The organism is Thioclava sp. JE_KL1 (assembly GCF_009296265.1).
In the GTDB taxonomy this organism is placed as follows: domain Bacteria; phylum Pseudomonadota; class Alphaproteobacteria; order Rhodobacterales; family Rhodobacteraceae; genus Thioclava.
Window position 1 is genome coordinate 54,309 of sequence record NZ_WBJS01000006.1, and the last position, 22,285, is coordinate 76,593.

Annotated in this window: 24 protein-coding genes and 1 tRNA gene; 10 read left to right on the forward strand and 15 right to left on the reverse strand. The window is 64.8% G+C overall.

Features of this window, described 5'->3' with window-relative positions:
• Nucleotides 1–69 precede the first annotated feature (69 nt).
• Both F8R15_RS12480 and F8R15_RS12485 read left to right on the forward strand, forming a co-directional pair.
• Nucleotides 70–1,242, forward strand: a complete 1,173-nt coding sequence (locus F8R15_RS12480) for a serine hydrolase (RefSeq protein WP_152844796.1) — start codon at nt 70–72, stop codon at nt 1,240–1,242.
• A gap of 16 nt (nt 1,243–1,258) precedes the next feature.
• Nucleotides 1,259–1,648: a DUF2237 family protein gene (locus F8R15_RS12485; protein ID WP_152844797.1), complete on the forward strand. Its 390-nt coding sequence runs from the start codon at nt 1,259–1,261 to the stop codon at nt 1,646–1,648.
• A gap of 3 nt (nt 1,649–1,651) precedes the next feature.
• Here F8R15_RS12485 and epmA read toward each other — a convergent pair whose 3' ends face one another.
• Nucleotides 1,652–2,692 (reverse strand): EF-P lysine aminoacylase EpmA, encoded by a 1,041-nt coding sequence (epmA, locus tag F8R15_RS12490; protein WP_152844798.1) that lies wholly within the window; start codon nt 2,690–2,692, stop codon nt 1,652–1,654.
• 99 nt (nt 2,693–2,791) lie between these two features.
• Here epmA and efp point away from each other — a divergent pair, with 99 nt between their 5' ends.
• Nucleotides 2,792–3,361, forward strand: coding sequence for an elongation factor P (efp, locus tag F8R15_RS12495; protein ID WP_078520244.1), 570 nt, complete (start codon nt 2,792–2,794; stop codon nt 3,359–3,361).
• 66 nt (nt 3,362–3,427) lie between these two features.
• Here efp and F8R15_RS12500 read toward each other — a convergent pair whose 3' ends face one another.
• Both F8R15_RS12500 and F8R15_RS12505 read right to left on the reverse strand, forming a co-directional pair.
• On the reverse strand, nt 3,428–4,318 hold the full coding sequence (locus tag F8R15_RS12500) for a DMT family transporter (protein ID WP_368731047.1): 891 nt from the start codon (nt 4,316–4,318) through the stop codon (nt 3,428–3,430).
• Nucleotides 4,315–5,139 (reverse strand): alpha/beta fold hydrolase, encoded by an 825-nt coding sequence (locus tag F8R15_RS12505; RefSeq protein WP_152844799.1) that lies wholly within the window; start codon nt 5,137–5,139, stop codon nt 4,315–4,317. Before F8R15_RS12505 ends, F8R15_RS12500 begins: the two co-directional genes overlap by 4 nt.
• Before the next feature lie 63 nt (nt 5,140–5,202).
• Here F8R15_RS12505 and F8R15_RS12510 point away from each other — a divergent pair, with 63 nt between their 5' ends.
• The gene (locus F8R15_RS12510; RefSeq protein ID WP_078604528.1) at nt 5,203–5,793 is read left to right on the forward strand and encodes a hypothetical protein; all 591 of its coding nucleotides are present in this window, start codon (nt 5,203–5,205) and stop codon (nt 5,791–5,793) included.
• A 7-nt stretch (nt 5,794–5,800) separates the two neighbouring features.
• Here the strand turns inward: F8R15_RS12510 and F8R15_RS12515 are convergent, their stop codons facing one another.
• The 5 genes from F8R15_RS12515 to fabA all read right to left on the reverse strand — a co-directional run bounded on the left by F8R15_RS12515 (nt 5,801) and on the right by fabA (nt 10,172).
• Complete coding sequence (locus tag F8R15_RS12515; RefSeq protein WP_152844800.1) at nt 5,801–6,472, reverse strand: haloacid dehalogenase type II; 672 nt, start codon at nt 6,470–6,472, stop codon at nt 5,801–5,803.
• Between the two features lie 51 nt (nt 6,473–6,523).
• Complete coding sequence (locus F8R15_RS12520; RefSeq protein ID WP_152844801.1) at nt 6,524–7,303, reverse strand: pyrroline-5-carboxylate reductase; 780 nt, start codon at nt 7,301–7,303, stop codon at nt 6,524–6,526.
• A gap of 267 nt (nt 7,304–7,570) precedes the next feature.
• On the reverse strand, nt 7,571–8,359 hold the full coding sequence (locus tag F8R15_RS12525) for an enoyl-ACP reductase (protein WP_152844802.1): 789 nt from the start codon (nt 8,357–8,359) through the stop codon (nt 7,571–7,573).
• A 42-nt stretch (nt 8,360–8,401) separates the two neighbouring features.
• On the reverse strand, nt 8,402–9,631 hold the full coding sequence (gene fabB, locus F8R15_RS12530) for a beta-ketoacyl-ACP synthase I (protein WP_152844803.1): 1,230 nt from the start codon (nt 9,629–9,631) through the stop codon (nt 8,402–8,404).
• A gap of 31 nt (nt 9,632–9,662) precedes the next feature.
• The gene (gene fabA / locus F8R15_RS12535) at nt 9,663–10,172 is read right to left on the reverse strand and encodes a bifunctional 3-hydroxydecanoyl-ACP dehydratase/trans-2-decenoyl-ACP isomerase (protein WP_075776914.1); all 510 of its coding nucleotides are present in this window, start codon (nt 10,170–10,172) and stop codon (nt 9,663–9,665) included.
• 151 nt (nt 10,173–10,323) lie between these two features.
• On the opposite strand from fabA, the gene irrA reads away from it, so the two are divergent.
• The gene (gene irrA, locus F8R15_RS12540) at nt 10,324–10,749 is read left to right on the forward strand and encodes an iron response transcriptional regulator IrrA (RefSeq protein ID WP_078520235.1); all 426 of its coding nucleotides are present in this window, start codon (nt 10,324–10,326) and stop codon (nt 10,747–10,749) included.
• A 121-nt stretch (nt 10,750–10,870) separates the two neighbouring features.
• Here the strand turns inward: irrA and F8R15_RS12545 are convergent, their stop codons facing one another.
• The 7 genes from F8R15_RS12545 to F8R15_RS12575 form a co-directional block, all read right to left on the reverse strand.
• Nucleotides 10,871–11,818, reverse strand: a complete 948-nt coding sequence (locus F8R15_RS12545; RefSeq protein ID WP_152844804.1) for an AEC family transporter — start codon at nt 11,816–11,818, stop codon at nt 10,871–10,873.
• Complete coding sequence (locus tag F8R15_RS12550; RefSeq protein ID WP_078541825.1) at nt 11,818–12,621, reverse strand: MBL fold metallo-hydrolase; 804 nt, start codon at nt 12,619–12,621, stop codon at nt 11,818–11,820. Before F8R15_RS12550 ends, F8R15_RS12545 begins: the two co-directional genes overlap by 1 nt.
• Nucleotides 12,618–13,436 carry a TatD family hydrolase gene (locus F8R15_RS12555; protein ID WP_152844805.1) on the reverse strand — a complete coding sequence of 273 codons (819 nt, stop codon included), beginning with the start codon at nt 13,434–13,436 and terminating at the stop codon, nt 12,618–12,620. Before F8R15_RS12555 ends, F8R15_RS12550 begins: the two co-directional genes overlap by 4 nt.
• A gap of 22 nt (nt 13,437–13,458) precedes the next feature.
• A complete protein-coding gene (locus F8R15_RS12560; RefSeq protein WP_152844806.1) occupies nt 13,459–14,583 on the reverse strand; it encodes a DNA polymerase III subunit delta' in 1,125 nt (374 codons plus the stop codon).
• Between the two features lie 215 nt (nt 14,584–14,798).
• Nucleotides 14,799–15,413 (reverse strand): dTMP kinase, encoded by a 615-nt coding sequence (tmk, locus tag F8R15_RS12565; RefSeq protein WP_152844807.1) that lies wholly within the window; start codon nt 15,411–15,413, stop codon nt 14,799–14,801.
• A 6-nt stretch (nt 15,414–15,419) separates the two neighbouring features.
• The gene (locus F8R15_RS12570; RefSeq protein ID WP_152844808.1) at nt 15,420–16,595 is read right to left on the reverse strand and encodes a D-alanyl-D-alanine carboxypeptidase family protein; all 1,176 of its coding nucleotides are present in this window, start codon (nt 16,593–16,595) and stop codon (nt 15,420–15,422) included.
• Nucleotides 16,596–16,610: 15 nt separating this feature from the next.
• Nucleotides 16,611–17,576: an SPOR domain-containing protein gene (locus tag F8R15_RS12575; RefSeq protein WP_253732566.1), complete on the reverse strand. Its 966-nt coding sequence runs from the start codon at nt 17,574–17,576 to the stop codon at nt 16,611–16,613.
• A 182-nt stretch (nt 17,577–17,758) separates the two neighbouring features.
• Here F8R15_RS12575 and F8R15_RS12580 point away from each other — a divergent pair.
• From F8R15_RS12580 to F8R15_RS12600, 5 genes are all read left to right on the forward strand, one after another.
• Nucleotides 17,759–17,848, forward strand: a tRNA-Ser gene (locus F8R15_RS12580).
• Between the two features lie 368 nt (nt 17,849–18,216).
• On the forward strand, nt 18,217–19,377 hold the full coding sequence (locus tag F8R15_RS12585) for a transporter substrate-binding domain-containing protein (protein WP_152844809.1): 1,161 nt from the start codon (nt 18,217–18,219) through the stop codon (nt 19,375–19,377).
• Complete coding sequence (locus F8R15_RS12590) at nt 19,374–20,030, forward strand: ANTAR domain-containing response regulator (protein ID WP_078541795.1); 657 nt, start codon at nt 19,374–19,376, stop codon at nt 20,028–20,030. The genes F8R15_RS12585 and F8R15_RS12590 overlap by 4 nt, the downstream gene beginning before the upstream one ends.
• Before the next feature lie 41 nt (nt 20,031–20,071).
• Nucleotides 20,072–21,307 (forward strand): urea ABC transporter substrate-binding protein, encoded by a 1,236-nt coding sequence (locus F8R15_RS12595; protein ID WP_078520575.1) that lies wholly within the window; start codon nt 20,072–20,074, stop codon nt 21,305–21,307.
• Between the two features lie 105 nt (nt 21,308–21,412).
• Nucleotides 21,413–22,285, forward strand: coding sequence for a branched-chain amino acid ABC transporter permease (locus F8R15_RS12600; RefSeq protein ID WP_078520226.1), 873 nt, complete (start codon nt 21,413–21,415; stop codon nt 22,283–22,285).

A 22,285-nucleotide genomic window follows, 5' to 3' on the forward strand; every position in this document is an offset into this window, starting at 1 on the left:
CGGTTCTCCTTGCCGCAACGGCGTGGGGCGTGCTTCCTTGCCGTGACGATATGCGGCGAGGGACGCGCGATGAAACAGCTTGGACAAAAGGCGATGCGGGGGGCGATCCGGGTCGGAATGGCAGCGGCGCTGCCAATCGCGGGGCTTGCATGGTGGAAGCGTGACGAGATCGCGCGGCTGCGCGCGGTGAACCGGCTGTTCGAGCCCGACCGGATCGTCGGCAATTTCTCCAACATGCCCGCGCTGTTTCATTCGCGCGAGATCGCGCGTGGCGACGGGCCGGTATCGGACTTGGCCCGCGGTGCGGAGGATCCGCTGCCCGAGGGAGTCGAGGATTGGATCGAGCGGCGCTGGGTCACCGCGCTGGTGAAGCTGCGCCATGGTCAGATCACCCATGAACGCTATTTCCGCGGGACCGCGCCGGAAGATCTGCGCATCTCCTGGTCGATGGCGAAGAGCTTCCTCTCGGCCACGCTGGGCATCCTGCACCATCAGGGCGTGATCCCCGATCTCGATGCGCCGCTGACCCGCTTTGCGCCGCAGCTGAAGGGCTCGGGCTATGAGGGCGTGACGATCCGCGATGCGCTGGTGATGTCCTCGGGCGTGGCCTTCAACGAGGACTATCTGGATTTCCATTCGGATATCAACAAGATGGGCCGTGTTCTCGCGATGGGGCGGTCCATGGACGCCTTCGCCGCCTCGCTGAAGATCCGCGAGGCGGAGCCGGGCGCGCGGATGCTCTATGTCTCGATCGACACGCATGTGCTGGGCATGGTGATCGCGGGGGCGACCGGGGCCGATCCGGCAGAGGTGATGCGCGAATTGCTGATCGCGCCGATGGGTCTGGAGGCCGCGCCGGTGATGCTGACCGACGGGCTGGGCGTCAGCTTCGTCCTTGGCGGACTGAACCTGCGGACGCGGGACTATGCGCGGTTCGGCCAGATGTTCCTTCAAAAGGGCTTCTGGAACGGGCGCCAGATCGTGCCCGAGGACTGGGTTGCGAAATCGACCGCACTGCAGGCGCCGAAGGGCGAGGGCTACGGCTATCAGTGGTGGGTGCCCGTCGACACGGCGGAGCACGGCGGCGACTATTTCGCACGCGGCATCTACGGCCAGCACATCTATGTCAGCCCCGCGACCGACACGGTGATCGCGCTCAACGCCGCCGACTGGCGTTTCAAGGAGGAGGGCGTCGAGGAGGAAAACCTTGCCATGCTGCGCCGCATCGCAGAGGTTTCCTGAAAGGGAGGGCCGCGCGATGCAGATGTATGAGGCGATCAATGTGCTGGGCGGCACCTTGCAGCCCTGTTCGCTCAAGCCCCGCACCGGGTTCTTCCGCGATGGCAGCTGCAATACCTGCTGGGAGGATAGCGGCTCGCATACGGTCTGCGCGGTGATGACGTCGGAGTTTCTCGCCTTCTCGAAATATCTCGGCAACGATCTGAGCACGCCGCGCCCGGAATATGACTTCCCGGGGCTGAAGCCGGGCGATCAATGGTGCCTGTGCGCCTCGCGTTTCCTGCAGGCGGTGCAGGAGGGCTGCGCGCCCGAGGTGATGCTGGCCTCGACCCATCGCGATGCCCTGCGGGTGGTGCCGTTCAAGATGCTGGCCGATCATGCCGCCGAGAAGAAGGGCGGGAAGGGCTGAGGCTTAGCCCGTCGCGCCGCCCACCGGCACCCAGAGCACATCCTCGATCTTCGGCGCGCCGGTCGCGAGCATCACCAGCCGGTCGAAGCCAAGCGCGATGCCCGACGCTTCCGGCATGATCTCGAGCGCGGCGAGGAAATCTTCGTCGATCGGGTAACGCTCGCCGTAGAGTTCTTCCTTCAGATCCATATCGCCCTCGAAACGGCGGCGCTGTTCGGCCGGATCGGTCAGCTCGCCAAAGCCGTTCGCGAGTTCGACCCCGCAGGCGTAAAGCTCGAACCGTTCGGCGACGCGTCCGTCATCCGGGGCAGGGCGGGCCAGCGCCGCCTCGGCCAGCGGATAGCGGTCCAGAATCGTCGCGCGGCCATGGCCCAGATGCGGCTCGACCTTCGCGACCAGCAGTTTTGAGACGATGTCCGACCAGCTATCCGCATCAGCTACCGCAAAGCCGATCGCTTCGCATTGCGCGCGCAGGGCTTCCGCGTCGGTCTTGGCCCCGTCGCAGGTGGCGAGCAGATCGATCCCGGCATGGCGCTGGAAGGCGTCCGCGACCGACAGCCGCTCGGGTTCGGCGAAGGGGTCGCATTCGGCGGTGCCATAGCGCAGCACCGTCGATCCCGCGGCCTCGGCCGCCAGCCGCAGCATCGCCGCGGAATCGCCCATCAGCGCGGTATAGTCTTCGCCTGCGCGATACCATTCCAGCATGGTGAATTCGGGCGAATGGCGCTTGCCCGCCTCGCGGTTGCGCCAGACATGGGCGAACGCGGCGATGCGCGGCTCGCCCGCGGCCAACAGCTTCTTCATCGCGAATTCGGGCGAGGTGTGCAGATACATCCGCCGCGCCTCGCCATCGTTGCCGATCATCTCGGTGGCGAAGGCGTGCAGATGCGCCTCGTTGCCGGGGGAGACCTGCAAGGCACAGGGGTCGACCTCGACGAAATCCTCTGCCGCCAGCCAGCCGCGGATCGCCGCCTGAATGCGGTTGCGCGCGAGGAGGGCAGGGCGGCGGTCGGCGTGGCGCTCGGGCGTCCAGAACGGGGGCATGACAGGCCTTTCAGGCTGGAAATCGGGGCGCAAATGGTTTAGGCGCTCTGCAATCCGGGCGCCAGAGCCTGTTTTATCCGAATTCAAAGGGGTCCTTTCATGGCGAAAGTCATCGCTTCCTCTGTCCGCAAGGGCAACGTGCTTGAAATCGACGACAAGCTCTACGTCGTGATCACCGCGCAGAACATCCATCCCGGCAAGGGCACGCCTGTCACGCAGGTCGATATGCGCCGCATCTCGGACGGCACCAAGGTGTCCGAGCGTTGGCGCACGACCGAGCAGGTCGAGCGCGCCCATGTCGAAGAGCGCGAGTACGATTTCCTCTACGAGGATGGCGAAGGCTATCACTTCATGGACCCCGAGACCTATGAGCAGCTCGCGGTGCAGGATGATGTGATCGGCGACGCGAAGGTGTTCCTGCGCGACGGTATCCGCGTCCACCTCAAGACCTTCCAGGAGAACGCGATCGCGATCGACCTGCCGCAGAAAGTCACCGTCGAGGTCGAAGAGACCGAGCCGGTCGTGAAGGGGCAGACCGCCTCGTCGAGTTACAAGCCCTCGATCTGCACCGGCGGGATCCGCGTGATGGTGCCGCCGCATATCGGCGTGGGCACGCGCATCGTGATCAACACCGAAGACACCACCTATGTGGAGCGCGCGAAGGACTGATCCTCGCTGCGATCTTATAGAAAAGGCGCCCTGCGGGGCGCCTTTTTCGTTTGCAGATTGGGTTGGTCAGGCGGAGCGTTGCTTGGGGCGCGCAGGCCAGACCTCCAGCAGCCCTGCGCCCAGCACCAGCGCGCCGCCTGCGATTTCCAGCGCCGCAAGCCGTTCGCCCGCGATCAGCGCGGCGGAGACCGCGCCGACGAGCACCTCGCTCATCAGCAAGATCCCGATCCGTGCTGGTTCGAGCCGCACCGTCGCCCACATCAGCGCCGCAGTCGCAGCGCCCCACCAGAAGATTCCGGCGGCACCGATCAGTCCAACCGACGCGGGCCAATCGACGCCCTCAGCGGGGAGCGGCGCAAGGAACGGCGCGAGGCAGAGTGCGGTGAGGGCCGCGCCGAGCGCGAAGACGAAGGTAGCTGGGCCGGGCGAGAGCGTCGATCTGGTGCGCATCCCCGTGGTCGCGACCGACCAGATCACGCCGCCTACAAGCGTCATCCATTCGCCCAAGCTGCTGGGTAAAGGCAGGCCACCGCTTGCGCCCAGCATCAGGCCGAGCCCCGCGAGGCCGATGAAGATCGCGGCCAGTCGCAGCCGCGAGACCGGCCAGCCCAGCACGAACCGCCCGATCAGCACCGACCAGACCGGGGTGAGGAACCACAGCAGGATCACCAGCGCGACGCGGCCATAGAGAAAGCCGATTGAATAGAGCGCGAAGGCCGCCCCGCCGAGCGCGACCGAGATCAGCGCGGCTGGCGTGGCGGCAGCGAGTTCGTAGCGCTTGGTCCAGGCGATGGGCGCAAGGGCCAAGCAGGCGACCAGGGTGATCGCAACCGTGCCCCAGGCGCCCGCCAAACCATGTCCGTCCAACGCGCGCACCGGGAGCCAGTAAAGCCCCCAGAGCGCGCCCGTGATCAGCGTGATCGCGCTGGCGATGAGGGTGACACGGGCCTCGCTCACCCTTTGATCCGTTCGACCCACGCTTCGAGGGCCGCAAGCGACTCGGGTTCGTCGAGGAAGGGGATATGGGCGCGGTCGGCGACGCGCGCATAGATCATGTCCGGGCGGCGGCGCTGCATCTCGTCCACAGTGGCGTCGGTCAGCAGATCGGAATTCGCGCCGTGGGTCAGGACGATCGGCAGCCCTTCGGTGGCCTCGAAGAGCGGCCAGGCGGGCTCCACGCCGCCCTTGAAGGCGCCGAGGAAGGCATCGCGCAGGGCCGGGTCGTAATTGATCTTCAGCCCGTCATCGGTCTCGACGTAGTGGTGGCGCACCTCCATCGCCCAGCGATTGGGCGGCACCTTGTCGAAACCGATCATCGCCTCGGGCAGCTTTTCAGCCATTTCCGCATAGCTCTTCGCGGCCGGGTTGCGCCCGATATAGTCGAAGATCTTGTTCAGCCCTTTCTCGTCGAGGACAGGTCCGACATCGTTCAGCGCGAGCCCGGTCATGCGCTCTTTCGCGGTCAGCGCGAGATACATCCCCACGAGCCCGCCGCGCGACGTGCCGAGGATCGCGGCCTTCTCGATTCCCAGATGATCGAGCAGCTGCAGCGCATCCGCCGCTTCGCGCGGCACGGTATAGGTGTCTTCGCCGGTCCAGTCGCTCTCGCCGCGGCCGCGATAGTCCATGCAGATCAGCCGCACGTCCTTGAGATGCGGCGCGACGTAGTCGAAGTCGCGGGTGTTTCGCGTCAGCCCGGACAGGGCCAAGACCGGCACGCCGCTGCCACTGTCGCGATAGGCGATCTTCGCGCCATCATCCGCGGTAAAGAATTCCATTACGCCGCTCCTCTCTGGATTGCTGACCTGTCAGCGATCATAGTGCGTTAGAGGGAGATCGCCATGGCTGACACGCTGGAAAGATTACACGAAAGACTGAGTGCGCTCGAAGACGAAATCGAAGCGGAATGGGAGCGCAGGCGCGAGGCGATGGCGTTCCGGCTCGACCATAACCGGGTGGTGTTCGAGGCGGGCGTTCGCGATGCGCATCGGCAGGCGCGGGTGGGGCTGTTGCGCTTCCTGTCCTATGCGCGCCCGATGGTCATTCTGACCGCCCCGGTGATCTATTCGCTGATCGTGCCCTTCGTGCTGCTCGACCTTTTCGTGAGCCTCTATCAGGCGATCTGTTTTCCGATCTACCGCATCGCCAAGGTAAAGCGCTCCGATCATATCGTGGTCGACCGTCAGCATCTGGCCTATCTCAACACGTTGCAGAAGCTGAACTGCGTCTATTGCGGCTATTGCAACGGACTTCTGAGCTATGCCTACGAGATCGCCGCGCGGACCGAGCAATATTGGTGCCCGATCAAGCACGCGCATCGGGTGAAGGGGCCGCATCTGCGCTACCGCGATTTCGTGGAATACACGGATGCGGAAGGGTTTCAGGCGCAGACGATGCGGCTGCGGCGCGCGCTGCGCGAGATGGACGAGTGAGCGCTTCTCAGAGGTGGTCCGGCACCGCGCGCAGGTCCGTCAGGATCGCCGCGGGTTTGTAGGGCAGGCGCTCGACCGGAGCGTTTGCGCGGTTGACCCAAAGGACGTGGAAGCCCGCCTTGGCCGCGCCCGCCGCGTCCCAGCCGTTCGACGAGACGAAACAGGTATGCTCCGGATCGACGCCCATCTTCTGCGCGATCATGTCGTAGACGGCGGCGCGGGGCTTGTAGTGGCCGATCTCGTGGATCGAGAGAACCTCGTCGAGCAGATGCCCCACGCCCGCCGCATGAACCGCAGCCCCGAGCATGTCGGGCGCGCCGTTCGACAGGATCGCACGCCCGACACCGCGATGGTGCAGCGCATCGAGCATCTCGGGCACTTCGGGGAAGGCGGGCAACTCGCGGTAAAGCGCCATCAGCCGCTCGGCCAGGTCGGGATCGTCGAGATCCTGTGCGGCCATCGCCCAATCGAGCCCGTCGCGGGTCAGTTGCCAGAAATCGACGTAATCGCCCATCACCTCGCGCAGCCAGCTATATTCGAGCTGCTTGCGCCGCCAATCGGCAGCAAGGCGCGGCCAGATTTCGGTCAGGCGCGGCTCTTCGGCGGCCAGATTTCGCGCGGCGGCGTCGACGTCGAATAGCGTGCCGTAGGCGTCGAAGACGCAAAGCTGAATGGACATGATATTTCCTCCCGGGCCACAGCCTAGCGTCGGCGGGGCCGGGTGCAAGGGTCAGTAGATGTCGCGCGAGGCTTGCGTCGCGGCGGCGAGCCCTTCGGCCAGACGCTCGGCAAAGCCGTTGTCGCGCAGCGTGGTGAGGCCCTTGGCCGTCGTGCCCGCGTAGTCGATCATCTCCTGCACATGGGTCTGAGGCGTCGGGCCCTCGGCCATCATCTGCCCGGCCGAGAGGAATAGCTGGCGCACGGCGCGATCGGCGATCTCGGGCCGGACGCCCTGATCCTCGGCATGACGCGCCATCGCGGCTGCGCAGGCCGCGACGAAGCCCGGCACCGGGCCGGTCATCGCGGTGAAGAGGTCGATCTGGGCCTCGTCTGTGAGTTCGTCCGTCTGCCCGCAGGCCTCAAACAGGGCCCGTGCGCGGGCGCGGTCTTGTTGGGTCACGGCATCGCTCGCGAACCATGGGCTGTAGGCGAGGCCCTTTGCTGCCGCCGGGCTCGACATGGCGCGGATCACGCGGGGGCTGGCGCTGATGCGGGTGAGGTCGGTCAGCGGCACGCCTGCCATAACGGAGATCACCAGCTTGTCTTTCGCATCGATCCTGAGGTCCCGGGCAGCGGCGGGCGGCACGCAGAGGATCACCACGTCGCAAGCCTCCGCCAGCGCCTGCGGATCGGTCAGGACGTTCTCCGGCGGGAAGCCGTCAATGTCAGGCCGCGCGCCTGAGCGGTTGGCCATCAGTAGCGATTTCGGCTCCGCACGCCAGAGCGCCTCGGCGATCGCTGCGCCGAGCATCCCTGAGCCGACGATGCCGATGGAGAAATCGAGTGCCATGCGCACCTCCCTGCGTGTTCGGGGCAGCCTAGCGCGGGGCAGGGGATGGGGGAAGGGATGGACGTCCACTTCAGACACGAGACCGCGCCCGGAACGCGGCTAAGCCGCAGGGCGCGCGCCGGCCCGTCCCTGCGGGCTGGCGCCTTGGCCAACCACGCGAAACGCAGCCATGTTCGAGGTATGTGGCGTGGATAAAGCGCTGCCGCACAGAGCGAGGACCGCGCCACCCCACGGGCCGGCGCGCGCCCTGCTTGCGATTGGCTGAGCTTACAGGTTCTCCGCCGCGGGCATGCCCATGACGTGATAGCCGCTATCGACCGAGATGATCTCGCCCGAGGTGCAAGCGCCATAGTCCGAGAGCAGGTAGACAGCCGTGCCGCCGATCGCTTCCAGCGTCGCGTTATAGCGCAGGGGCGAATTGTGCTCGGTGTGGCGGAAGGTCTTGCGCGCGCCGCCGATCGCAGCGCCTGCCAGCGTCTTCATCGGGCCGGGCGAGATCGCGTTCACGCGGATGCCGTCGGGGCCCAGATCGGCCGCCAGATAGCGCACCGCCGATTCCAGCGCCGCTTTCGCCACGCCCATCACGTTGTAATAGGGCGTCACGCGCTGCGATCCCATATAGGTCAGCGTGATCATCGAGCCGCCTTCGTTCATCAGTTCCGAGGCGCGCTTGGCCACGTCGATGAAGCTGTAGCAGGAGATCGTGAGCGAGTTCTTGAAGTTTTCGCGGGTGGTGTTGATGAACCGGCCCGCAAGCTCGGACTTGTCGGAATAGGCGATGGCGTGAACGACGAAATCGATCGAGCCCCATTCCTCTTTCAGCTTGGCGAAGGCGGCGTCCATCGAGGCGTCGTCATTCACGTCCACATCCAGCAGGAAGCTGGAGCCCACGCTCTCGGCCAGCGGTTCGACCCGCTTGCCGAAGGCCTCGCCCTGATAGGAGAACGCAAGCTCCGCGCCTTGTTCGGCCAGTGCCTTCGCGATCCCCCAAGCGATTGAGCGCTCGTTGGCGACCCCCATCACGAGGCCGCGCTTACCCTTCATCAGTTCCGCCATTCCCGTCCCTGCCGCCGTTTCTGTCGCCGTTCGTTCTTGCCGTTAGTCTTTATACTTGCTCATCACGAGCGACGCGTTGGTGCCGCCGAAGCCGAAGCTGTTCGACAGGACCGAGTCGAACTCGACATTGTCGATCCGCTCCATCGCGATCTCTTCCGGTTTGATCTCCGGGTCGAGCTCGGTGATGTTGGCCGAGGCCGTGATGAAATTGTTTTCCATCATCAGCAGCGAATAGATCGCCTCATGCACGCCGGTCGCGCCGAGCGAGTGCCCGGTGAGCGATTTGGTCGAGGAGATTTTCGGCACGTTTTCCTCGCCGAAGACGCGGCGCACGGCCTGCACTTCGGTCACGTCGCCTGCGGGGGTCGAGGTGCCATGCGCGTTGATGTAGGAAATCTTGCGGCCTTCGGGCAGGGTGCCGACCGCGAGCTTCATCGACCGCTCGCCGCCTTCGCCCGACGGCGCCACCATGTCGTGGCCGTCCGAGGTCGCGCCGTAGCCGGTGACTTCCGCGTAGATTTTCGCGCCGCGCGCCTTGGCGTGCTCGAGTTCCTCCAGCACGACGACACCGCCGCCGCCCGCGATGACGAACCCGTCGCGGGTCGCGTCGAAGGCGCGCGAGGCCAGCTCGGGCGTGTCGTTATATTTCGACGACATCGCGCCCATCGCGTCGAACAGACAGCTCAGCGTCCAGTCCAACTCCTCGCCGCCGCCGGCGAAGACGATGTCCTGCTTGCCCATCTGGATCAGCTCGCTGCCGTTGCCGATGCAATGCGCCGAGGTCGAGCAGGCCGAGGTGATCGAGTAGTTCACGCCCTTGATCTTGAACGGCGTGGCCAGACAGGCCGAGTTCGTCGAGCTCATGCAGCGGGTGACCATGAACGGCCCCATCCGCTTGGGCGAGCCCTTCTCCATGACGATGCGATGCGCCTCGAAGAAGTTCGAGGTGGACGGACCGCCCGAGCCCATGATCAGGCCGCTGCGCGGGTTCGAGATGTCGCTCTCTTCGAGACCGCTATCGGCCAGAGCCTGCTCCATCGCGATGAAGTTATAGGCCGCGCCCGGACCCATGAAGCGCAGGTTGCGCTTGTCGATATGGTCCTCGAGCGTGATCTTCGGCTGGCCTTTGACCTGGCTGCGGAAGCCGCGCTCGGCGTAATCCTCGGCGAATACGATGCCGGATTTGCCGGCCTTCAGGCTGGCGGTGACTTCTTCGGCATTGTTGCCGATGGGCGAGACGATGCCCAAACCGGTGATGACGACGCGGCGCATGCGGGCCTCCTGTCTTGTCTGTCTATGGGGGTCAGCTCTCGGAGAGTGCGACCTTCATGTCCTTGACCTCGTAGATCACGTCACCGTCGGCCTCGACGATCCCGTCGGCGACACCCATTGTCAGGCGACGCGTCTGAACGGCCTTGGTGAAATCGACCTTGTAGGTCAGCATTTTGCGATCCGGGCGGACCATGCCGGTGAGCTTAACCTCGCCCACGCCGAGCGCATAGCCGCGACCCTGCCAGCCACGCCAGCCCAGATTGAAGCCGGTCAGCTGCCACAACCCGTCGAGGCCGAGGCAGCCCGGCATGATCGGATTGCCGGGGAAATGGCATTCGAAGAACCACAGGTCGGGGGTGATGTCGAACTCGGCGACCACATGGCCCTTGCCGTGCTTGCCGCCATCGCCCGAGATGTCGGTGATGCGATCCATCATCAGCATCGGCGGCGCCGGAAGCTGCGCATTTCCGGGGCCAAACAGCTCCCCACGTGCGCATTTCAGAAGATCTTCTTTCCCGAAGCTCGTCGGAAACCCAGCCATCGGCGCTCCTTCCCAGTTTTGGCGTGCTTTTGCATCCCTCTATCACCGCGCGGCCGCGTGGCGCAAGGGCGACGGTGACAGGCCGCGCCTCTGCGCGGTTGCATTGAAACCTGAGTGGAAAAGTCTCATATAGGTACCGAGGAGACATGACATGGCTGTGACGAATTCGACCGAACAGCGCCGCGGGCAGGACTGGCTGAGCCGTGGCGGGCTGCGCCCCACCCGTCAGCGACTGGCGCTGGCCACATTGCTCGTGGGCGATGGGGAAAATCGTCATGTCACGGCCGAAAGCCTTTACGCGGCCGCCTGCGATGCGGGCGAGAAGGTCTCGCTCGCCACCGTCTACAACACGCTCAAGGCGTTCTGCGACGCGGGGCTGATGCATGAGATAACGGTGGATGGCGCGCGCAGCTATTTCGACACGCGCATGGACGATCACCCGCACTTCTTCTGGGAAGACGACAACCGCTTGTCGGATGCCCCGGCCGAGGAGTTGAAGCTCGCCTCAATCCCGCAGGCGCCCGAAGGCGCCGAGATCACCCGCGTCGACGTGGTGATCCGTGTCCGCAAGGCGTAAGCTGCCCTTCTTCCAATTGCCCTAAATATCCCGGGGTGAATGGCCGCAGGCCAGAGGGGCAGAGCCCCTTTTTTTCCTTGTTTTGTCGCCCTCCGGCGACGGGGGGCAGAGCCCCTAAACCTCACGGCAGGATCGCGAGCCAGCCCCAGATCGTCAGAATCGACAGCGCCGTCGCGATCAGCACGGCCGAGGCCGCGACTCTGCGCGCTACCCCGTAGATATTCGCGAAGAGATAGGCGTTGACCCCCGGCGCCATCGCCGCCGTCAGCGTGGCGGAACGCAGCGCGGACGTGTCCACCTTGAAGGCGAAATGCGCGAGCCCATAGGTGATCGCCGGATGTAGCATCAGCGACAGGCCCGTGACCATCGCGATCGCTTTCGCGTCGCCTTCAGGGCGATAGCGATAGAGCACGCCACCCAGCCCGAACAGGGCCGCAGGCAGCGCTGCGCGCGCCATCATGTTCATCGCTTCCATCAGCGGATGGGGCAGGGGCTGGCCCGTCAGCGTGGTGAGGATCTTGATCGCGAAGCCCGTCAGGATGCCGATCACCAGCGGGGTCCGCAGCACGCCGATCAGCGCGTTGAGCCCGACGCGCCCGAGCGACGTGCCGGTGCCCGACGAGCGCACCATCTCCATCGCGAGGATGCCGATCGTGTAGAGGAAGGGCGAATGCACCGAGATGATCGCGAAGTTGCCCGACAGCGCATCGGTGCCATAGGCGCGCTCGGTGATCGGGACGCCCAGCAGCAGCGAATTCGAGAACAGGCAGGCGAAGCCGATGGCGACGCTCTCAGGGCCATTGCGCCCCATCGCGCGCGCACCGGTGATCCCGATCGCGAAAGAGATCAGCGCGCCCGCGTAGAAGGACGCCATCATCGCCCAGTTATAGCTCTGCGTCAGGTCCAGATTGGCGATCGAGCGCGCCAGCAGCACCGGCACCGCGAAGTTCTGCGCGAACCGCATCAACCCGTCGATCGCGCCTTCGGAGAACAACCCGCGCCAAGCCACGACGTAGCCGAAGCCGATCACCAGAAAGACCGGCAGTATGACGTCGATCAGAACGCTCATCAGAGACCGAAATCCAGAACCATCCCGTCATGGGCAGGGCGAATGTGATCCGGCGTTTCCTCGGCGACCGTGTCGTGGTCGAGGTCGATATGCATGTTGGTGAGCACCGCGCTTGCGGGCTGCGCACGCTCGATCCATTCCAGCGCGCGGGCCAGATGCGCGTGGGTGGGGTGCGGCGTGCGGCGCAGCGCGTCGAGCACCCAGCAATCGAGGCCTTCGAGATAGGCCCATGCCTCTTCGGGAATGTCCGAGACGTCCGGCAGATAGGCCAGCCCGCCGATCCGGAAGCCGAGCGCGTCGATATTGCCATGCTCGACGCGGAAGGGCTGAAACTCGATCGAGCCGCCCGCGCCAGTGATCTGGAAGGGCCGCTCGCGATGGATCGATTTCAGCTCGCAGATCGGTTTGTAATTGCTGTCCGAGGGCTGGACGAAGGCATAGGCGAAACGGTCCAGAAGCGCGGCCTCGGTATCGGCATCGGCCCAGACGGGCAGGCGGGTGCGCATGTTGAAGACGATCTGGCGCAAATCGTCGAGCCCGTGGACGTGATCGGCATGGCTATGGGTGTAGACCACCGCATCCAGCTCGCCCACGCCTGCGGTCAGCAGCTGCTGGCGCATGTCGGGCGTGGTGTCGATCAGCACCCGCGTGGTGCCCGACTGGGCGACCCGCTCGACCAGCATCGAACAGCGCAGCCGGTGGTTCTTCGGATTCGCCGGGTCGCAGTCGCCCCAATTGTTGCCGATGCGCGGCACGCCCCCCGAGGAGCCGCAGCCGAGGATCGTGAAGCGCATCCGACTCATGCAGCGATGCTCCCGCGCTCGCCATGCTCGGCGGCTTTCCAGAACAGGCGGTCGAAATTGGCCTGCGTCGCTGCGGCGAATTCCTCGAGCGGCAGGCCGAAGACTTCGGCGCCGACCTTGGCGGTGTGCGCCGTGTAGGCGGGCTCGTTACGCTTGCCGCGATAGGGCGGCGGCGCGAGATAGGGGCTGTCGGTTTCGACGAGGATCCGGTCGAGCGGCGCAGCGGCGAAGATGTCGCGCACTTCCTGGCTTTTCGGGAAGGTCGCGATGCCCGACATCGACAGATAGAAGCCCAGATCGACCGAGACCTGCGCGAGGCGCGGCCCCGACGAATAGCAATGCATGACGCAAGAATAGGGCTTGGCCTTCATACCCTCGGTCAGGATCGCTTCCATGTCCTCATCGGCGTCGCGCGAATGGATGATCAGCGGCAGGCCGGTTTCCTGCGCGGCCTCGATATGCAGGCGCAACGAGGTTTTCTGCACCTCGGCGCTCTCGGCGGTGTAGTGATAGTCGAGCCCGGTCTCGCCGATGCCGACGAATTTCGGGTGTTTGGCCAGTGCTACCAGCTCGTCCACAGTGGCCATCGGTTCTTCGGCGACGCTCATCGGGTGGGTGCCCGCGGCGTAGAAGACGCCGCGATGCGCCTCGGCGATGGCACGCACGGAGGGCTCGTTCTTCAGCTTGGTGCAGATCGTCACCATCCGCGTCACTCCGGCGGCGTTCGCGCGTGCGATGATATCATCGCGCTCACCGTCGAAATCGGGGAAATCGAGATGGCAATGGCTGTCTGTGATCTCGGGCGGGAGGGTCAAAATCGGCTCCTTTCGCGCCGCATCAGGAGGCGGCGGCTGTGATCTCCAAGACGATATCCATCACGAGCGCGGCAGGGTCAAGGTTGACCGCCCGGCCGTGGGCTGCCCGCGCGCCCATGCTCTGATGGAGAGCAGCCCATTTCATCGCTGCCTGATCGTCAGGCGACAATCGTGCGAGAAGCTGTGCCTCGCCGGGCGCGGCTTCGGGATGCGCCGGGCCCATCACGCCCGCGCGCGCGGCGCGCGAAAGGAAGAGGTCGATCAGGTTCAGGACGAGGATGAAGCGGTTCTCGTTCGCCTTGCCGACACAGCTTTCGGCCAGCGCCAGCGCGCCCAGACGGTCGAGCCGGGGCAGGGTGCCCATCAGATCGACGAGCTTGGCATAGGTCGTCATGCCGTCCTGATTGATCAGGCGGATCGCGGCGCCGACGGAGCCGCCCGACAGCGCGGCCAGTGCGTGGTGGTCGAGATCCGGCGGCTCGCCTTCCTCTTCGGCGGCGGCAATGGCGGCTTCCATCTGATCGGGCGTGAGCGTACCCAGCCGCAATTCGCGACACCGCGAGCGGATCGTCGGCAAGAGCCGCGCGGGCTGATGCGCGATCAGCAGGAAGGTCACGCGCGGCGGCGGCTCTTCGAGCAGTTTCAGCACCGCGTTGGCCGCTTGGGTATTCATCTCGTCGGCGGCATCGATGATCACAACGCGCCGCCCGCCCTCGGCAGCAGACAGATGCAGGAAGGAGCGCAGCTTGCGCACCTCGTCGACGCGAATGTCCTGCGACAGCGCGGATTCGGTGGCGTTCGCGCCGCGCTTGAGCACGAAAATGCCCGGCTCCGATCCGGCATGGATACGGCTGAGCGCCGGGTGGTTCGGATCGGGATCGAGGCTAGTGGGCTGTTCCGGTTCACCGAAGAGGCCGGGCCCGTCGTCCTCCGGCTGGGTCATCAGGAAGCGGGTGATCCGCCAAGCGAGCGTCGCCTTGCCCACACCGCGCGGCCCGGTCAGCAGCCAGCCGTGATGCAGCCGTCCCATGTTGAACGCGTCGAGGAAGTCCTCCTCGGCCCGCGTCTGACCGACGAGACGCAGCGTGTCGCGCGGGTGTCGCGCACCGGGCGCAAGGGTCGGATCAGGAAGGTCGGCGAGGCTCATGGCGGCACTCTAGTTGCGCGCGCGGGCGGTTTCCAGCGGGGTTTTTGCGTAAGGCGGTTGGCGCGGGGCGACCAGCCCCGGGCCGCGCCCGACCCTCCCACCGGGAGGGCGCATTGGCAATGGCATCGCGGGCACGCGGGTTTTCCCGGGCTTTCGAGATAAAACGCCAAGCCACCAACGTAGCGAAGCGCCCACCCGAGGGTCTTGCGCTGCCCTTAGCTCTGCAGTTCCGCCTGCACGGCGCTCAGCACATCGGCGGCAATCGTATCGGCTTCGCGCGTGCCGTCGATTACCCGGAAGCGGGGTGCGAATTCCTCGGCTAAGGACAGGAACCCCGCGCGCATCTTTTCCTGCAGCCCGACGCCGAAATCCTCGAACCGCTCCTCGGTGCCCTGCCGCCCCTTGGCGCGCGACAGCCCCACAGCCGGGTCGATGTCGATCAGCACGGTCAGGTCCGGTTCGCGCCCGATCATCAGGGCGTGGAGCTGATCGACCACCGCGCGCAGATCGCCGCGCGAGAGGCCCTGATACATCCGGGTCGAATCCGCGAAACGGTCGCAGATCACCACCTTGCCAGCCGCAAGAGCCGGTTCGATCACGCGCTCCAGATGGTCGCGGCGCGCGGCGGTGAACAGAAGGATCTCGGTCTCTGCGGACCAGCGGTCCGGATCGCCCTCAAGCACCAGACGACGGATTTCCTCGGCCCCCGGGGAGCCGCCGGGTTCGCGCGTTAGAATGACCTCGCGCCCCGCTTCCCGCAGGGTTTCGGCCAGCATCCGCGCCTGTGTGGATTTACCCGATCCGTCGATCCCCTCGAAGCTGATGAACATGCGCGCTTAGCTGTTCACTCGTTCCATCGCGGCCTCGAACGCCTTGCCCGACAGCCGCGCCAGCGCCGCTTTCACGCGCACGACAAAGCCACCTTTCTTGACGTCCTCGGTGGCGACGAGCGGCACTTCGTTGGCATTGTCGAGGCCCGGCACGGTGATCACCAGCTTGCCGACTTCCTGACCTTGCTTGATCGGAGCTTGCAGCGGGCCTTTGAACACGGCCTCGGCGGTCACCTTGTCCTTCGCGCCTGCGGGGACCAGCAGCGACAGATCGGTTTTCGGGGCAAGGCCGACGGTGGATTTGCCGCCCAGCCAGACCGGCGCCTCGGCAAGCTGGGTGCCTGCCTTCGCCACGTCCTTCATCACGAACTGACGGAAGGCCCAGTTCGCGACCGCTTCGCCTTCCGACCGGCGCGACTGCTCGGAAGGCATGCCTGCCAGCACGAAGACGATGCGGCGCTCGCCCATCACGGCGGAGCCCACGAGGCCGTAGCCCGCTTCCTGCGTGTGGCCGGTCTTCATGCCATCGGCCTTCCAGTCGGCGGCGCGAATGTCGAGCAGAGGATTGCGGTTCTCGGCATTGGCCGGGGCGCGATCCTTGTAGTTGAAGTGGGTCTCGCTGAAGAAGTGATAATATTGCGGGAAATGGGTGATGATCCGGCTCGCGACGATGCCGAGATCATGGACCGACATGCGCTGGCCGGGGTCGGGCCAGCCGTTCGAGTTGGCGAACATCGAGTTCTTCATGCCCAGCTCATGCGCGCGCTCGGTCATCAGGTCGGCGAAGGAGGACTCCGAGCCCGCCAGCCCCTCGGCCACCACGACGCAGGCGTCGTTGCCCGAGTTGATGATGATGCCCTGGATCAGATCGCGCACGGTGGGGCGGTCGGTCGTATTGAGGAACATCGTCGAGCCGCCCATCGACTGCGCGTGCTCCGAGACCGGGAAGGTCGTGTCCATCGTGACCCGGCCGTCTTCCAGCGCCTCGAATAGCAGATCGAGCGTCATCAGCTTCGACATGGACGCCGGAGGCAGCGGGATATCCGCGTTCTTCGCCATCAGGACGGTCTTGGTCGAGAGGTCATAGACCCAAGCCGCATGGGCCTTGGTGTCGAAGGCGGCGGCGGGCAGGGCGAACAGGCAGGCTGCAAGCGTGGCGGCGATCAGGCGAATGAAGGTCATATCTTCTGCGTAGTCCTATTTCGAGACGGGGTAGGCGTCAGGATAGCCCAGTCCGTGAATTTTGGTCTTGAGCGCGTCGAGGTCGGATTTCGTGGGCGCAGGGCCCGCGATCACGCGCCAGAAGGTCTTGGAGTGGCTCTGTTCCTTCTTGATCTCGGCGATGACGCCCGCCTTGGCCATCTGGCTCTGGGCGCGTTTCGCATTCGCCTCGACGGAGAAGATGCCGATCTGGATATAGCCTGCGCCGGTGCTCATTTTCGGCGTGCTCGGCTGCGGAGTTGCTGCAGCTAACGGGGCTGCGGGGGCGGGCGCCGGGGCAGGGGCCGCACCGATTGCGGGCTTGACTGGTTTCGCTGCGGGCTTCGGCGTGCCTTGGGCCTTGGCGATGCCGGCCGCCGCGGTCGATGTCACCTCGTCGAGCGACTTCTGCTCCACCTCTTCAGGGGCCGCGATCACCGGCTTGTCGACGAGCGGCGCGGGCTTGTCTTCCTTGACCGGAACCGTCTCGCGGCGCAGCGCCACGACGGAGAGCTCGGTCGGCGCGCCCGCCAGCAGCCCCAGCGCATCGGCCGCATCCGAGCTGACCTGCAGTTTCGGCCCGGGATTGTCGGTCTCGCGCTTGAACAGCGCCCCGATCACGAATTTGCCGTTCGACGGGTTGCGGATGATCACCCGCTCGGGGTCTTTCACGTTCGGATGCGCGACCCAGACGCCGCCCAGCGAGGGACGCCCGTCCCAGAGGCCCTTTTCGTCGACCGAGAAGACCTGCGGCGCTTCGACGTCGCGCTCGATCATCTTCTGGCCGTTTTCGGTGACGGTTTCGGCGTCGCCGGGGCTTGCGGTCTCGTCCGCTGGCTTCTTCTTGAACATCCCGAACGGGGAGCCACCGCTTTCCTGACAGCCTGCCAGCGCGATCCCCGCGCCCAGCATCAGGGCAAAGCCCGTCACCCGCTTGCGCGTCATCTTATCCTGCTCAGTCATCCTGTGCCCCTTTTCGCGCGGTTTGCCCGCCTCTTGCCTGCGCGTCTGCACCGCTTGCGCCATGCGTTACGCGCGATCCTAGCGATTTGCAGAGCCCGTGAAAAGCTGCCCCAACGCCCACGCGCGGAAAACGGCGCGCAAGACTTTCAGAATCGCGTGAAGCGGTCTAAGCGAAGCCGGTCGGAGGAGTGGCAGAGTGGTTTAATGCACCGGTCTTGAAAACCGACGTAGGTGAAAGCCTACCGTGGGTTCGAATCCCACCTCCTCCGCCAGCGCATCGCTTCCATGCCCAAGAGCGATCCCGTCGCACGTCGGCAAAGCCTCCGCCCTAAGGGGGACGGCTCATTCTCCGGACATCACAGCTTCAGGGAAGGCGAGCCCCTTTTGCATCCGGGTTGCGCTCAATTTGCGGGCAGTCTGCTTTCGGAACAGCTTCAATAACGTGCATATGTGGGCATGAGAGGGGGGCGGCCACGGCGAAGTAACATGTCTATTGACACCTTCGTGATCGATTCCCTAGCTTGAGGTAAGCGCCGAGCAAATGTGCTCGTCATGGCGCGTTGAACCCTCAGATATGTCGGCAATTCCGCCTCCAAAGCAGTTTCTGCTTCTGGGGGTTTTTGTCGTTGGAAGATCGAAAATGACTCGTCTCGACCTACAGATCGGCCTGCTTTTCTCGACCACCGGCGCATACGGTAGAGTCGCGCATACGCAGCTCAACGGCGCGCAGCTTGCCTGCGACGAGATCAATGCGGATCCGAGCGCGGCGGTCACGTTCCATCCCGTCCATATCGACCCCGAGAGTGATCTGCATAAATACGCGCCGGCGGTTCAGAGCATGTTCGATCGCGGCATCCGCCATATCTGCGGCTGCTACACCTCGTCGAGCCGCAAGGAAGTGATCCCGCTCTTCGAGAAGCATGACGGGCTGCTGTGGTATCCGACCCATTACGAAGGCTTCGAGAGCTCGACCAACGTCATCTACACCGGTGCGGCGCCGAACCATCACATGTCGCCGCTCATCGATTTCCTCTGTGCCCGCTTCGGTCGTCGCGCCTATTGCATCGGCTCGAACTATATCTGGGGCTGGGAAAGCAACCGGGTGATGCGCGAGGAACTTCAGCGGCGCCGCGGCGAAGTGGTGGCGGAGCGGTATCTGCCGGTCGGCGAGACCGATATGGCCGCCATCATCGAGGAGATCCTCGAGACCAAGCCTGACTTCGTGTTCAACGCGCTGATCGGCGAGTCCTCTTACGCGTTCTTCCGCGCCTTCCGGGAGACCTGCGAGGCGCGCGGCATCGAGCAGACCACACGCTTCCCGATCGCGAGCTGTAACCTCTCGGAGCCCGAGCTTCGCGCGATCGGCCCGGTCGGGGCGGATGGACAGATCAGTTCCAGCGTCTATTTCTCGTCCCTCGCGGGTGAGCGCAACAAGCGCTTCGTCGAGGCCTATGGCAAAGCCTTCCCCGAGGGACCTGTCGTTTCCGCCGAAGCCGAAGCCGCTTATGTCGCCATTCATATGCTCGCGAAATCCATCGCCGATGCGGGCACCGCGTCGGTGGGGGCGGTTCTCGAAGCGGCTGCAGGTCAGGTTTTCGATGCGCCGCAAGGCCGGGTCACGATCGACCCTGAAACCTACCATGCCGCGCTCACGCCCCGCATCGGGCTGTCGCGCGCGGATTTCGAGTTCGACATCCTGCTCGAAGCGCCCGAACCCATCGCGGCCGACCCGTATCTCGTGTCCTCAACGACGACCTTCGAGCCGGCGGAGCGGCGCAGGAACGTGAGGGTGGTTCAATGAAGACACCCCGGATCGCGCAAAACTTCCGCGGCCGCAGGGCCGTCATCTTTACCACCGAGGGCCGCTCGCTGGGCATTCTCGAAACGACATTGCGTCGGCTGGGGCTGGAGCCGGATACCCGTCCCGTCTCGCCGCGCCAGGTTTTCGAACTGCCCGAAGACCTGAGCCCGGAGGCCGACCTCGTCATCATCGACGGCGACCTGAACCTGCCGCAGGCCTGGCCCGAGAGTTACAATCTGTCGCCCCAGCATGCGCCGTGTCCGACGGTGGGGCTGGTAGGCACGGAAGCGCCGAGCCGTCTCAAGGCGATGCTCCAGCTCGGGGCCGCGTCCTTCCTGCAAAAACCGATCCATAGCGGCGCCGTCTATTCCGCTCTCTATCTGGGCGTGAACGCGTTCGAGCAAATCGACGGCCTCAAGGCGAGCCTCGACGATATGGGCGAACGCCGCCGCAAACGGATTTACGTCATCAAGGCTGTCGCTGCGCTCATGCGCCAGCGCGGGCTTAACGAAGATGCCGCATATGACCTTCTGAGAAAGGAGAGCATGCGCGCGCGCGTCAGCGTCGAGGACCACTGCGAGTCCCTGATGCTGGCAAACCCGGACAGCGATCTCGATCGCGGTGAAACGAAAAAGAGGTGTCAGGCGCGCTAGCCCAGCAAGGCACCCGGAAAAACCTCAACAAGGAGTTGAAAATGACCAGGAAACTGATCAGCACCGCTTCGGTGCTCGCTACCCTATTGTCTTTTGCAGGGCCCGTGATGGCTCAGGACGCCGAGCCGATCAAAATCGGTGTGCTCGAAGACCAGTCGGGGGACTTCGCCCTCGCGACCATCGGCAAGGTGCATGGCATCCAGCTGGCCACCAAGGAAATCAACGACGCGGGCGGCATCGCCGGTCGTCCGATCGAGCTGGTGACCTACGACACCCAGTCGGACAACACGCGCTATCAGGAATTCATGCGCCGCGTGCTGCAGCGCGACAAGGTGGACGTGGTCTTCGCGGGCTTCTCCTCGGCCTCGCGTGAAGCCTATCGCCCGATCGTCAACCAGTTCGACGGGCTGGCCTTCTACAACAACCAGTATGAAGGCGGCGTCTGCGACGCGAACATGATCGTCACCGGCGCGGTGCCGGAGCAGCAGTTCTCCACGCTGATCCCCTACATGATGGAGAAGTACGGCAAGAACGTCTACACCATCGCCGCCGACTACAACTTCGGTCAGATCTCGGCCGAATGGGTGCGCAACATCGTCAAGGACAATGGCGGCGAGATGGTGGGCGAAGAGTTCATCCCGCTCGGCGTGTCGCAGTTCTCGCAGACCATCCAGAACATTCAGGCCGCCAAGCCCGACTTCGTGGTGACGCTGCTGGTGGGCACGGCGCAGTCGTCCTATTACGAGCAGGCCGGTTCGGCGAATGTCGACCTGCCGATGGCGTCGTCCGTGAACGTGGGTCAGGGCTACGAGCATAAGCGCTTCACGCCCCCAAGCCTGAAGGACATGTATGCGACGGTGAACTATGTCGAGGAAATCGACACGCCGGAAAGCAAGGCCTTCGTCGAGAAGTTCCACGCGATGTTCCCCGATGAGCCCTACATCAACCAGGAAGCCGAGAACTCCTACGCGGCGGTCTATCTCTACAAGGAGATGGTCGAGAAAGCCGGCGGCTCCACCGCTCTGGAAGACGTCCGCGCCACGCTCGCCGATGGCAACCTGTGCTACGACGCGCCCGAGGGCGAGATGTGCATCGATCCGAAAAGCCAGCACACCTCGCACACGATCTATCTGGCCCATGTGCTCGAAGATCACTCGATCGAGTTCCCGAAGAAATGGGATGACATCAAGCCCTACTGGCTGGGCGATGTCGGCTGCGATCTGACCCAGAACGATCCGAGCGACCAGTACACCCCGTCGCACCTGCCGACGGAGTAATCCGACGCATCGCGGATGCGGGGCCCCTTGGCTCCGCATCCGTCCCCTCCCGGATTTTCTTGCCCGGATTTCCCTGAACGACGGCCACCAAGAAAGGGACGGTCTATGGAGTTCCTCTACTCTCTCTTCAGCTTCTTCTATCAGTTCGGAGACGCGTTCGCCTTCCTCGTGCTCAGCGCCTGCGGCCTCGCGGTGATCTTCGGCATGATGGGCGTGATCAACCTCGCGCATGGCGAGTTCATCCTCTGCGGCGCCTATGTCTCGACGAGCGCCACCCATATGGGCGTGCCCCTTCCGATCGCGATCGCGCTGGGTTCTCTGGCCGCCGGTATCGCCGGGATGATCGTCGAGGTCGTGGTGATCCGCCCGCTCTACAAACGTCCCCTCGATACGATCGTGGCCACTTGGGGGATCTCGATGATCGTCACCCAAGGCACGCTGATCGTGCTGGGCACGACGATGGCCGGCAGCGGCACGCCCTTCGGCAGCTTCACCGTCGGCGACTATTCCTATTCGATCTATCGCATCGTGCTCGTGGTGATGGCGCTCGCGACGCTGGCCGCCTTGTGGCTGATGTTCACCAAGACGCGCTTCGGCATCCTTGCCCGCGCCACGATCCAGGTGCCGCATGTGGCCGAGGCGCTCGGGGTCAACACCAACCTGATCTACAGCCTGACCTTCGGTCTGGGCGCGGCGCTCGCGGGGCTTGCCGGTGGGCTTTACGCGCCGACGATGACGCTCGTGCCGACGATGGGGGCCGCCTTCATGGTCGAGGCTTTCGTGACCGTCGTCGTGGGCGGCGCAGACATCTTCCTCGGGACGGCGCCTGCCGCGGTCGTGCTTGGCTTCATCAAAGCATCGCTGACCTCCTGGCAGGGCCAGCTTGCCGGTCAGATCGGCATGCTCATCGCCGTCATCATCGTGATCCGCATCCTGCCGCGCGGCATCAGCGGCAAGATCCTGAAAGAAAGGGCCTGA